This window comes from Mycobacterium sp. GA-0227b, from assembly GCF_001499855.1.
Lineage (GTDB): Bacteria > Actinomycetota > Actinomycetes > Mycobacteriales > Mycobacteriaceae > Mycobacterium.
The window spans coordinates 145,817-158,117 of sequence record NZ_LQIK01000033.1 but is presented as its reverse complement, the minus strand read 5'-3'; the positions used below and the strand labels follow the sequence as shown (position 1 = coordinate 158,117).

Genomic DNA, 12,301 nt, shown 5'->3' with positions numbered 1-12,301 from the left:
CCGCGAGCGTCCGTGTCTGCACACGACACGCCGTCAATCGGCGACATTTTGTGGTCGCTCGCGGTGAAAGGACCACCGTGACAGGCCCGCCCGCTCCTGAGGACATCGTTCTCTACGCGAAGGACCCGTCGACCAAGATCGCGACGATCACGTTCAACCGGTCCGAGTACTTGAACGCACCCACGTCGGCGGCCCGGCTGCGATACGCCGACCTGCTGCGCGGCGCCACCGTCGACGACGACGTCAAAGTGGTTGTGATTCGCGGTGTTGGAGAGGACTTCGGCAGCGGTGCCGATCTGCCGGACTTCATGGCCGGTGACGACGAGGCCCGGTTGGCCGAGTTGCGTGTCGACGATCCGGACGTCACGTATCCGCCGAAGGGGTCGTTCCGGCACGGCGCGACGATGGGGCAGTGGTACGCCAACGTCGCCGCCGGAAACCGGGCGCTGCAGGAGCTCAAGAAGATCAGCATCGTCGAGGCGAAGGGCTACTGCTACGGCTGGCACTTCTACCAGTGCGCCGACGCGGACCTGGTGATCTCCAGCGACGACGCGCTGTTCGGTCATCCGTCGTTCCGGTACTTCGGGTGGGGCCCGCGGATGTGGACGTGGGTGATGACGATGGGGCTGCGGCCGTTTCAGGAGATGGTGTTCACCGGTCGGCCGTTCACCGCCGACGAGATGTTCGGTTGCAACTTCCTCAACAAGGTGGTGCCGCGAGATCAGCTCGAGGCCGAGGTGGCCAAGTACGCGCACGCCTGCGCCCGAAACCGCCCGGTGGACAGCGTGTTTCAGCAGAAGATGTTCTTCGAGGTGGTCAAGCAGTTCCAAGGCGAATATCTGGGCAGCCTGTTGTCGGCGATGTTCGAGTCGATGGGCGGCTTCGCGCGACCCGACGGCGAGGACTTCATGCTGGGGGATGCGATCGACGCGGGCCTCGCCGACGCCGTCAACGACAACGACGACAAGTTCCCTCCGGAGTTCCGGTTGAGCAAGCGGAATCGAGAGAAGGGCCAGTAGTGGCGGCGTTGGACGACTACACCGTCATCGATCTCTCGAGCGGGATCGCCGGTGCCTACTGCACCAAACTGCTCGCAGACGGTGGTGCCACGGTCGTCAAAGTGGAGTCTCCGGAAGGTGATCCGCTGCGGACCTGGTCGGCTTCGGGTGCGCGGATCGAACCCGGCAGTGACGGCGCGCTGTTCAGCTTCCTGTCTTGCTCCAAGTACAGCGTCGTCGTCGACCCTCAGAGCGCCGACGACGTGGAGCTCCTCCGTGGGCTGCTGCGGTCTGCGGACGCGGTGGTGTGGTCACGTGGATCGACGGTCGCGGCGCTCGACGAATTCGCACCGGCCGCCATCGCAGATGCGTACAGCGATCTGACCGTCACTGCGATCAGCCCCTTCGGCCTCGAGGGGCCGTGGGCCGACAAGCCCGCCACCGAGTTCACGGTGCAGGCGTGGTCGGGTGGGGTGATCGGGCTGGGCCGCGGGGCGCAGGACCGCGCGCCGCTGTTCGTGGCGGGACAGATCGGGGAGTGGCTCACCGGCGCCTTCGCGGCTGCGGGCACGATGGCGACCGCCGCGGGGTTGGTCGACGTCTCGATGCTGGAAACCGAAATCCTCAGCCTGACCTACTATTCGGTGTCCTTTCACGACGCGCTCGGGCGACCGTTCCGCGACCGTCGCCGCCTGACGATCCCCGGTGTGGCGTCGGCGGCCGACGGCCTGGTGGCGTTGGGCTGCGGCACCGCGCAACAGTGGTTCGACCTGTGCGCCATGGTCGGCCATGACGAATGGATCGACGAACAGGCCGACCTGTCCATCACCGAACAGGCCAACATCCACGCCGAGCAGATTTACGCGTGGGTGCGCGACAACCGCGTCGAGGACATCCTCGAGTTGTCCAGTGCGTTCCGGATCCCGAACGCACCGGTCGGAAACGGCGCCAACGTCACCTCGTTCGACCACTTCGAGGAGCGCGGCACATTCGTCACCAATCCGCGCGACGGCTTCACGCAGCCGGGCGCGCCGTACCGCACCAGCCCGTCGCTGCTGCGCAAGCCGCGGCCCGCGCCCCGGCTCGGCGAGCACACCGAGCAATACCGTTTGCGAACGGTACGCCAGGGTGACCCATTAACCGCCGAGCGCTCATCCATGTACAGTTTCGAGCCCTCAAACCGTACAAGAGTGAGCGCTCGTGCAACGGAGAGTGAGATCCGTTCGCCGATCGAGGGCCTGCGGGTGCTCGACTTGACGAGCTTCTGGGCCGGGCCGTCGTGCACACACGCGCTGGCGCTGCTGGGGGCAGAAGTGATCCACGTCGAGTCCACCGCGCGGCCCGACGGCACCCGGCTGATCGCCGGCGTGCCGACCAGCGAGGAGCAGTGGTGGGAGCGCTCACCGATCTTCTCGGGGTTGAACACCAACAAGAAGAGCGTCACGCTCGACATCCGCTCGGACCGCGGCGTGGAACTGCTGCGCGAATTGGTCAAGACCTGTGATGTCATCGTCGAGAACTACACACCTCGGGTGCTCGACCAGATCGGCCTCGACTTCGATGCCGTGCACCGGTTGCGCCCCGACGCGATCATGATGCGCATGCCGGGCTTCGGGCTCGACGGTCCGTGGCGCGACAAGCCCGCGTTCGCCTACGTGATCGAGGACTGCTCCGGGATGACCTGGCTGACCGGGCATCCCGACCAGAATCCCGTCGAACCGTATTCCGTCGGCGACCCGAACGCCGGTGTGCACGGTCTCAACGCGTTGCTGCTCGCACTGGCGCACCGGCGGCGAACGGGCGAGGGTGTGCGGATCGAAGCGGCCATGGTCGACGCCGCACTCAACGTCGCGGCCGAGCAGGTAGTCGAGTACTCGGCATACGGCAATCTGCTGCAGCGGCAGGGGAATCGGGGACCCACCGCGGCGCCGCAGAACCTGTACCGCACCGGTGAACTCGACGAGTTCGGCCGACCCGACGACTGGGTGGCGATCGCGGTGGCCACCGACGAACAGTGGGCCGCCCTGGTCGCCGCCCTCGGCGACCCGGCCTGGGCGACCGAAGAACTCACCACCCTCGATGGCCGTCGCCGGCACCACGACGCGATCGACGACCATCTGAGCCGGTGGTGCGGCACACGGACCGGTGACCAGATCGTCGAAACACTGTGGGAGGCCGGAGTACCGGTGGCCAAGGTGATGCAACCGCACCGGGTCGGCGAACTACCGCAAGTGGTGCACCGCGGCTTCTACGAGCACGTCGACCATCCCGTCAACCCCATGGCCCGGCACAGCACGCTGCCCATGCGCATCTCCTCGGCGCGGCAGGGCTTCCATCGCAGCCCGGCACCGCTGCTCGGACAGCACAACCACGAAGTACTGGCCGGGCTGGGGCTCTCCGACGATGAGATCATCGACCTCGAGCGACAGGGGGTCATCGGCAACGCGCCGAAGGGACTCACGATCCGCACCACCAAGACCGGATGACGGCCGCATGGATGACCGTGACGTCGTGCTACGGCCGAGATTGCAGCCACGGCTGTCCGTCAGCGAACGACCCTCACTGCAATCTCGGCGCTAGGCGCGTAGCGAGTCGCTAACCTCGACCGATGGCCATCAACCCCACAGACATCCTGCTGACCGGACGCGTCGCGGTGGTCACGGGCGGCGGCGCGGGCATCGGCAGAGGAGTCGCCGCAGGGCTGGCCGCATTCGGCGCGTCGGTCGCGATTTGGGAACGCGACGCCGAGACCTGCGCGGCGACGGCCGAAAGTATTGGCGCACTGGGCATCGTCACCGACGTCCGGGACAGCGGCCAGGTCGACGCTGCGCTCGAGCGCACCGTCAACGAACTCGGCGAGGTGTCCATCCTGGTCAACAACGCCGGCGGCGTGTTCTTCTCCCCGCTGCTCGACACTACGGAGAACGGCTGGGATGCGCTGTACAAAGCCAACCTGCGCCATGTGCTGCTGTGCACCCAGCGGGTGGCGCGGCGCCTGGTCGACCGTGGGCAGCCCGGCAGCGTGATCAACGTGACGTCGATCGAAGGTGTCAGGGCCGCACCGGGTTACGCCGCCTACGCCGCCGCCAAGGCGGGCGTGATCAACTACACCCAGACCGCGGCGTTCGAACTCTCGCCGCACCGCATCCGCGTCAACGCGATCGCTCCCGACCTCACGCTGACCGAGGGACTGATGCAGATGTCGGGCGGCACGCTTCGGCCCGATGTCGCGCCGGGCATTCCGATGGGCCGGCCGGGACATGTCGACGAGATCGCCTCCACGGCGGTCTTTCTCGCTTCGGACATGGCCAGCTATATCACCGGACAGACGATCCACGTCGACGGGGGCACGCACGCGGCGGGCGGCTGGTACCACCACCCACGGACCGGCAGGCCGACACTCGGTCCTGCAGAGTGATCGGCGGCTCAGTGTGGCCAGCCGTCGGCGGCCTGGTCGTCGAAGGTGCGATCGATGCGCTCGAACCGGCGCCGGATCGAGCCGCGGGCCGCGCTGTGCGGCAGCACATACAGCCGGTTGGCCTGGATCGCGTCGACGGTCAGCCGCGCCACCTCGTCGACGTCGAGCACCGAGTCGTCGCTGGGGTCGGACGCCAACTGCTGCACGGTCTCGGCATCCGACGGGGTGGGCGGGCCGTAGTCCTGGCTGCGGACGCGTTCGGTGTTGGCGAGCAGGTTGGTGTCGACGATCATCGGGCACAGCACCGTCACGCCGATGCCGTTGCCGCGCATCTCGCGGGACAACGTCTCGGCGAGCGCCACGACACCGTATTTCGCCACGCAGTACGGTCCCAGGCCGACGTTCGGAATGAGGCCCGCGAACGACGACGTGAACGCGATATGGCTGTCGGCCTCCTGCGCGATCAGCCGCGGCAGGAAGGCCTCCACGCCGTGGATCGGGCCCCACAGGTCGACGTCGATGACGAACCGCCAGTCGTCGTGGCTGGTGTCGGCGATCGGTCCGGCGTAGGCGATGCCGGCGTTGTTGAACACCAGGTGCACGTCGCCGAACACGCCGAAGGCCTCATCGGCCAACCGGTTGACGTCGTCGAGCTTTCGCACATCGCACACCACGCCGCGCGCGTCGACGCCGTCGGCACGCAGGTCCGCGACGGCACGGTCGAGCGCCGCCGAGTCGATGTCGCTGAGCATGATCCGGGCGCCGCGCCGGGCGAATTCGGTTGCGGTGGCGAACCCGATGCCGCTCGCGCCGCCGGTGATTACCGCCGCGCGCCCGCTAAAAGTGTCCACCCGGCGAACCCTATGCGCTCAGGACAGCTCGCGGGGTTGATCCCACGCGGGCTCCCCCAACCGGTTGCGGATCGCGCCCCAGGGGTCGGCGTACTGTCCGGGCGCCTTCCAGTACGCGCCGCGACGTTTGAGGATTTCGCGCAGCAGCGGTGCGAGCGGGGTGAGCAGCCGCATCAGATGCCGGGTCCAGCCCGCATTGGCCGCGGCCTCGGCCTGCATGTCCGGCCACGAATAGTGCTGGAACTGCAGGGCCTCCTGCGCGCGGGTGGTGTCCATCCAGTCGGTGACGAACCAGGCGTCGTCGCGGTTGGGGTCGCCGGGCCTGCCGGGCGGCAGCACACCGGTGAGGCCGCGCGCCGCCGCGAGCGCCACGCCCACTTCGCTCTGCCGGATCCGGTGCGAGTCGTCACCGGCGATCAGCAGGATCTCCCCGAGGACGTCGGCGGTGGTGGCGGCGGCGAACGCCCACGCGACATCGCGGACGTCGACGCTGTGCAACCGACCGTCGGTGGGCAGCAGGCTCTCGAAATACAAGGCGTCCGAACTCAACGCCATCGCTTTCGGATCGGTGCTCAGCACACCACCGAGTCGCAACACCACCCACGGCAGCGTCGAGGACCGGACGATCGCTTCGGCCTCCGCCTTGGTTCCGCTGTACAGGTCGCACGGGCGCATCGGGTCGTCGGCCCGCAGCGGTGCCTGCGCGGTGTGCGGGTTGCGCGCACCGAAAACCGCGTTGCTCGAGGCCTGGATGAAGCGTGGTGGCATCGGCTGTTGTTCGGCGATGCGCACCAGCGTCGCGGTGGCGTCGACGTTGACGCGCCGCGCGAGTTTCGGGTTCTTGTAGATGGGCGGCGGGATCACGGCGGCGAGGTGGATGATCACCTCCGGGGCGACGTCGGCGATCAGGCGCTGCACCTGATCCTCGTCGGTCAGGTCGGTCCACCGAACCGAGGTGCCGCGGGGTAGCGTCGACTGCGCTTTACGGTTGGCGGGAGTGTCCAGGTCGGCCACGACCACCGAGCGGCCGAGTTCGGCCAGCCTGCGCACGGTCGCCGAACCCACCAGGCCGAAGCCGCCGGTCACCACCACTGTCCCCGCCACAGCGCCTCCCACCTGCGAATATGACATTCTCTTTTTCCGAAAGTAGCATAATCGGGTGCAAGAGGCGGGGGCGCGGGTATGACAGGTACCACATGAGCAGCACGGGGGCTGAAAAGCCGGAAGTCGCCAAGTGGGATCCCGCGTTCACGCGGGGCGTGATCAACACGGTCGGCCCACTCATCAAGCGGTACTTCCGCGCCGAGGTGCGTGACATGGACGCGATGCCGGCGGCCGGCGGCGCGCTGGTGGTGTCGAACCATTCCGGTGGGATGTTGACTCCGGATGTGCTGATCTTCGCCCCGGCTTTCTACAAGAAGTTCGGCTTCGATCGTCCCGTGTACACGCTCGCCCACTACGGGGTGTTCATCGCCAACCTCGGTGACTGGCTGCGTCGCGCCGGGGTCATCGAGGCGAGCCGCGAGAACGCCGCCAAGGCGCTGCGGGACGGCGCCGTCGTGCTGGTGTTCCCGGGCGGCGACTACGACTCCTACCGGTCGACGTTCTCCGAGAACGTCATCGACTTCGCCGGTCGCACAGGCTATGTCAGGACCGCGATCGAGACCGGTGTGCCGATCGTGCCGATGGTGTCCATCGGCGGTCAGGAGACACAGCTGTTCCTCGCGCGCGGCGACTCGATCGCGCGGCGCCTCGGCTTGAAGAAGGTGCGGATGGAGATCCTGCCGCTGTCCGTCGGATTCCCGTTCGGATTGTCGGCGATCTTCCCACCGAACCTCCCGCTGCCTGCCAAGATCGTCACGCGGGTGTTGCCGCCGATCGATGTGGTCGAGCAGTTCGGCGAGAACGCGGATGTGAAGGAGGTCGACGCGCACGTGCGCTCGGTGATGCAGGCTGCGCTCGACGAGCTGGCCTCAGAACGCCGCTTCCCGGTGCTGGGCTGACCGTGGCCGACGTTCTCGGACTCGTGCAGACGCTGTGGCGGGCCGGCCTGATCGCGCCGCTGCGGCCCGACAAGTACCTGCGGATGGGCGCGGCGATGCGCCGGGTCGGAATGACCGCGACGGTCGGCTTCGCGGCGGCCGCACAACGGTGCCCGGACCGCCCGGGCCTCGTCGACGAACGCGGCACGCTGACCTGGAAGCAGATCGACGACCGCTGCGACGCCGTGGCCACCGGGCTGCAGAACCTGCCCGGCGGTACGCCGAAAACCGTTGCGGTGATGTGCCGCAACCACCGCGGCTTCATCGAGTCACTGGTGGCGTCGAACCGGGTGGGCGCCGACGTGCTGCTGCTCAACACCTCGTTCGCGGGTCCCGCGCTGGCGGAGGTGGTCGATCGCGAAGGCGCCGACGTCGTCATCTACGACGAGGAGTTCGCCGCGATAGTCGAGCGGGCGATGGCCGACAAGCCGGATGCCGTCCGCATCCTCGCCTGGACCGACGGGCCCGCCGACGGGCGGACGCTCGACGGGCTCATCGATGCCAATCTCGGCAAGCGACCGGCTCCCGCCGAGCGCAAGAGCGACATCATCCTGCTGACGTCGGGCACCACCGGAACGCCGAAGGGCGCCAAGCGCGGCGAAGGCAGCGGCGGCGCAGGCGATCTCAAGGCGGTGCTCGACCGCACACCGTGGCGCGCCGAGGAGGCGACCGTCATCGTCGCACCGATGTTCCACGCGTGGGGCTTTTCTCAACTGCTGTTCGCCGCGCTGCTGGCCTGCACCATCGTCACCCGCCGCAAGTTCGATCCGGAGGCGACCCTGGACCTGGTCGACCGGTACCGGGCGACCGGCCTCGTCGTGGTGCCGGTGATGTTCGACCGCATCATGGACCTGCCCGAAGAAGTGCTGAACCGCTACAGCGGCAAGTCACTTCGGTTCGCCACGGCATCAGGGTCGCGGATGCGCTCCGACGTGGTGATCAAGTTCATGGACCGGTTCGGTGACGTGATCTACAACAATTACAACGCGACCGAAGCCGGAATGATCGCCACCGCGACGCCGAGCGACCTGCGGGCGGCGCCCGACACGGCCGGAACACCCGCCGACGGCACCGAGATTCGCATTCTCGACGCGGAGTTCCACGAGCTTCCCAACGGGCAGACAGGGCAGATCTTCGTGCGCAGCGGCACGCTGTTCGACGGGTACACCTCGGGCAAGACCAAGGACTTCCACGAGGGCTTCATGGCGTCGGGCGACGTGGGCTACCTCGACGACGCGGGCCGGTTGTTCGTGGTCGGTCGAGACGACGAGATGATCGTCTCCGGCGGAGAGAACGTCTATCCGATCGAGGTCGAGAAGACGCTGGCCGCGCATCCCGACGTCGAGGAGGCGGTGGTGCTGGGCGTCGACGACGAGCAGTACGGCCAGCGCCTCGCGGCATTCGTCGTGCTCGGCGGCGGTGCGAGCGCCAACCCGGACGACCTCAAGCAGCACGTGCGGGAGAACCTGGCGAATTACAAAGTGCCGCGGCAGATCACGGTCCTCGACGAGTTGCCGCGGGGCAGCACCGGCAAGGTGCTGCGCAACGATCTCCGCGATCTGGTGACCTAGGTCGTGGTGGCGGTGGCCGGCGCCATCGCCGTATCGACCGTCGACAGCGCCGGAAGCCCTGCGGCGTCACGTATTTCGGCCAACCCGTGGATCATCGCGTCGGTGGCTTCATGGACGTCGTCGAAGGTCTGGTCATCGGAGAGCACCGAGATGTCGACCTGATCGACGTAGCTCCACACCGTCATGTTGAACGCACTGCCCGGCGACAGCACACCGACCGAATAGATCTCGCTCACCTTCGCGCCTCCGACATGACCGTGCCTGCGCGGTCCGGGGACGCTGGAGATCGCGACGTTCATCAGCGGATTGTGGGACGCGCGTCGGGCCTGCCAGCGGAACAGCGCCGGCGCGAGCGGCGGCGGCAGGTAGTCCATCATCCGCGCCTGCAGTGTCGGGCCGAGTAGTTCGTAGACCTCTTTGGCTCGCGAGGTCGCGAAGGACGTCAAGCGGACGCGTTCCAACGGGTCGTCGATGTGTACGGGCAACGACACCGACAGCCCGCCGATTTCGTTGCCGGTGATCCGGTCGGGCGACCGGTCGGTGGACACCGGCACCGACGCCATGATCGGCCGGTCGGCCCGCCCGTCGTAGCGCAGCAGCAGTTCTCGCAAGCCACCGGCCGCCATGGCCAGGAGAAGGTCGTTGAACGTCACGCCGAGGTGTTTGGCCGTCTCCTTGACGTCGGCGAGGGACACCGAGGCGGTGGCGAAAGTGCGGACAGGCGACACCACATGGTTGAGGAATGTGGGTGGCGTCTTGAACATCTTGGCCAGATCGGGGGACTCGCTCTGGCCCCGGAACCGCCGCCGCAAGCGACTGACGCCCCGCCCCGCGTCGACGAGAAGGCGCGGCAACGCCGCGACGTGGCGAGCGTTGTCGCGGCCGGCCTCCCGCAGCAACTGCGCCTTCGTCGGCGGATCGCATGTCGCATAGTCTTCGCGCTCGTCCTGGGCCCCATCGGCCAGATCCATCAGCCGCGCAAGCAGATTCGCCGAGGCGACGCCGTCGGCCAGCGTGTGGTGCACCTTGCCGATGAGCGCGAAGCGGTCGTCAGCCATTCCCTCGGCGAAGTGGAACTCCCACAGCGGCCGGGTGCGGTCGAGCGGCGTGCTGGCGATCCGGCCGATCACCTCGTCGAGCTCGCGGCGGCCGCCCGGGCTCGGCACCTGCACGCGGCGCAGGTGATAGTCGAGGTCGACCGGGCAGTCCTCGAGCCACATCGGATGATGCAGCTTCCACGGGATGTCGACGAGCCGGTAGCGCAACGGGTCGAGCAGGTGCAGCCTCCGGGCGATGGTGCGCCGGAACAGGTCGAACGTGAACTCGCCGTCGAAGTCGGCGGCGTTGACGATCGCCACCTTCAACGTGTGCGTGTGCAGGTTTGGTGTCTCGCTGTAGAGCAGCATGGCGTCCATGCCGTTGAGTCGCTTCACACGCACCCCCTGCGGACCGTCGGCCCCGAAGGCTCTATCGAACCACCGGACCGTCAAGATCGGGGGATTTCGGCTAAGTGATCGCCGCCAGCGCCGCCCGCGTGTCGAGGTCGAGGAACGCCGCCGAATACCGTTGCGCCAACGCGAGGCAGACGGCTGCGTCCTGCCAGGCGTCGCCACCCGACAGGGTGGCCATCCAGATGGCGAGCCCGTGCGCGACGGACGCGCGGTACCGTAGCCAAACCTCTTCGGCCGACGGAAGTTCGGCCGCGGGCAGGGTGAGTGCCGCGCGGTACTCGTCGAGCAGATCGCGCTCGCACCGCCTGCGGTCCTCGATCGTCAACGCGCCCTGCAGGAAATAGCCGAGATCCAACGACCAGTTGCCGCGGCGGGCCATCTGCCAGTCCAGGAACCCGACCTCGTCGCCGGGAAGGACGTAGGTGTTGCCGATGTGCGGATCACCGTGCAGCAGCGTCTGAGGCGCAGTCGTCAGCGTGCCGATGTAGCGGGCCCAGACGTCGACGAACAGCTCCGTTCCGCTCAAGCCGAGAATCTCCGAGGATACCGAATTCCCGAGTCGCTCATGGGCGATGTGCAACGGGGCGTACTCGAGCCCTTCGAACGCGACGAACGGCTCGAGCCAGCCCAGCGCGGGGTCGGCGATCAGCCGCTCACCCCAGAACTGGCTGTGCATCCGCGCCAGCCCGCGGACTCCGTTGGCGACCTGCTCGACCGACATCGGCCGGGTCGAGTCGCGCGGATCGGCGCCCCGGGCGACGACATCCTCCATGATCATCAGGAAATTGGAGCCCGGCTCGTCGATGAGCGCCGCGTAGACGGTCGGATGGTCGAGCGGCAGCGTCACACCCGAGCTGAAGAGTCGCGGTTCGTGGAACAGGCCGCTGGTGAGCGCGACGAGCTCGGCGTGGTCGGGGTCGACGGCCTTGGCGAACACCGTCGCAGGCCCCGAACCCGCCGAGTACGTCAACGCCAGCCGCGCCCGCCGGTTGGTGCCGTCGTCACGCAACGCGACGGTGACACGTTCGACGGTGGCGCCCGGAAAGTGCTCGGCGAGCGCCGCAGTCATCCAATCGGGCGTGATTTCGTCCCAATTACCGGGCAGGGACAGCTCCGCTGCGGTCACCCGGAACTACTTCAGGCAACTGCCGCCGTCGACGGGCAGAGTCACACCGGTGATGTAGCGGCTCTCGTCGGAAGCGAGGAACAGCACGGCGTTGGCGATGTCCTCCGGTTCGACCCAACCGATCGGCAGCGTATGCATCAGCTGGCCGACAACCTTCATGTCGTCGGGGCCCGGGTTCTCCAGATCGGGCCGGAACAGTTTCATCGTCGGTTCGTTCATGAACAGCGGGGTGTTGACGTTCGTCGGGTGCACCGAGTTGACGCGGATGTTCTGCGCACCCAGCTCGACGGCGAACGTCCGCATCAGGCCCACCACACCGTGTTTGGCTGCGACATAGTGACCCGTGTGCGGGTAGGCCTTCAAGCCGCCGACCGAGCTGGTCAGGATGATCGAGCCGCCGCGGCCGCCCGCGAGAATGTGCGGGACACCGGCCTTGACCGTCTTCCACACGCCGGCCAGGTTGACGTCGATCATGTCGGTCCAGTCACCCTCGCTGGTCTTGTCCAGCGTCTCGCCACCGTTGCCGATGCCGGCGTTGGCGACGATGATGTCGAGCCTGCCCATCTGCTCCACACCGGCGTCGACCGCGGCCTTGAGCGCGTCGAAGTCGCGGACGTCCACCTCGGCGGTGTAGATGCGGCGGTTCAAACCCTTGACCAGGTCGGCGGTTTCGGCCAGATCCTCCGGAGTGGACAGCGGGATTCGCACGCTGTCGATCTGCTTGCAGATGTCGACGGCGATGATGTCGGCGCCCTCCTGCGCCAGGCGGACGGCGTGCGCGCGGCCCTGGCCACGGGCGGCGCCGGTGATGAAAGCGACCTTGCCTTCGACACGTCCAGTCATT

General features: G+C 67.6%; 10 protein-coding genes. 5 read left to right on the top strand and 5 right to left on the bottom strand.

Annotation, left to right across the window (positions count from 1 at the left end):
• Positions 1–77 precede the first annotated feature (77 nt).
• The 3 genes from AU185_RS22745 (at position 78) to AU185_RS22735 (ending at position 4,416) form a co-directional block, all read left to right on the top strand.
• Positions 78–1,019, top strand: a complete 942-nt coding sequence (locus AU185_RS22745; RefSeq protein ID WP_059102112.1) for an enoyl-CoA hydratase/isomerase family protein — start codon at positions 78–80, stop codon at positions 1,017–1,019.
• On the top strand, positions 1,019–3,484 hold the full coding sequence (locus AU185_RS22740; protein WP_059101999.1) for a CaiB/BaiF CoA-transferase family protein: 2,466 nt from the start codon (positions 1,019–1,021) through the stop codon (positions 3,482–3,484). The genes AU185_RS22745 and AU185_RS22740 overlap by 1 nt, the downstream gene beginning before the upstream one ends.
• A gap of 122 nt (positions 3,485–3,606) precedes the next feature.
• Positions 3,607–4,416, top strand: a complete 810-nt coding sequence (locus AU185_RS22735) for an SDR family NAD(P)-dependent oxidoreductase (protein ID WP_059101998.1) — start codon at positions 3,607–3,609, stop codon at positions 4,414–4,416.
• Between the two features lie 8 nt (positions 4,417–4,424).
• Here the strand turns inward: AU185_RS22735 and AU185_RS22730 are convergent, their stop codons facing one another.
• Together AU185_RS22730 and AU185_RS22725 are read right to left on the bottom strand one after the other, a co-directional pair.
• Complete coding sequence (locus tag AU185_RS22730; RefSeq protein ID WP_059101997.1) at positions 4,425–5,267, bottom strand: SDR family NAD(P)-dependent oxidoreductase; 843 nt, start codon at positions 5,265–5,267, stop codon at positions 4,425–4,427.
• A gap of 18 nt (positions 5,268–5,285) precedes the next feature.
• Positions 5,286–6,371 (bottom strand): NAD-dependent epimerase/dehydratase family protein, encoded by a 1,086-nt coding sequence (locus AU185_RS22725; protein ID WP_059101996.1) that lies wholly within the window; start codon positions 6,369–6,371, stop codon positions 5,286–5,288.
• 92 nt (positions 6,372–6,463) lie between these two features.
• On the opposite strand from AU185_RS22725, the gene AU185_RS22720 reads away from it, so the two are divergent.
• Both AU185_RS22720 and fadD12 read left to right on the top strand, forming a co-directional pair.
• Positions 6,464–7,270: a lysophospholipid acyltransferase family protein gene (locus AU185_RS22720; RefSeq protein ID WP_059101995.1), complete on the top strand. Its 807-nt coding sequence runs from the start codon at positions 6,464–6,466 to the stop codon at positions 7,268–7,270.
• A gap of 2 nt (positions 7,271–7,272) precedes the next feature.
• Positions 7,273–8,880, top strand: coding sequence for an acyl-CoA ligase FadD12 (fadD12, locus tag AU185_RS22715; protein ID WP_059101994.1), 1,608 nt, complete (start codon positions 7,273–7,275; stop codon positions 8,878–8,880).
• Here fadD12 and AU185_RS22710 read toward each other — a convergent pair.
• From AU185_RS22710 to AU185_RS22700, 3 genes are all read right to left on the bottom strand, one after another.
• On the bottom strand, positions 8,877–10,313 hold the full coding sequence (locus AU185_RS22710) for a WS/DGAT/MGAT family O-acyltransferase (RefSeq protein WP_059102111.1): 1,437 nt from the start codon (positions 10,311–10,313) through the stop codon (positions 8,877–8,879). The genes fadD12 and AU185_RS22710 overlap by 4 nt on opposite strands.
• 73 nt (positions 10,314–10,386) lie before the next feature.
• On the bottom strand, positions 10,387–11,457 hold the full coding sequence (locus AU185_RS22705) for a phosphotransferase (protein ID WP_059101993.1): 1,071 nt from the start codon (positions 11,455–11,457) through the stop codon (positions 10,387–10,389).
• A gap of 6 nt (positions 11,458–11,463) precedes the next feature.
• Positions 11,464–12,300 carry a mycofactocin-coupled SDR family oxidoreductase gene (locus AU185_RS22700; protein WP_059101992.1) on the bottom strand — a complete coding sequence of 279 codons (837 nt, stop codon included), beginning with the start codon at positions 12,298–12,300 and terminating at the stop codon, positions 11,464–11,466.
• Position 12,301: the final 1 nt, after the last annotated feature.

Excerpts from the sequence above, each read along its gene's own strand:
- AU185_RS22735 (WP_059101998.1), top strand. The coding sequence starts at position 3,607 with ATGGCCATCAACCCCACAGACATCCTGCTGACCGGACGCGTCGCGGTG.
- AU185_RS22720 (WP_059101995.1), top strand. The coding sequence starts at position 6,464 with ATGAGCAGCACGGGGGCTGAAAAGCCGGAAGTCGCCAAGTGGGATCCC.
- AU185_RS22700 (WP_059101992.1), bottom strand. The coding sequence starts at position 12,300 with ATGACTGGACGTGTCGAAGGCAAGGTCGCTTTCATCACCGGCGCCGCC.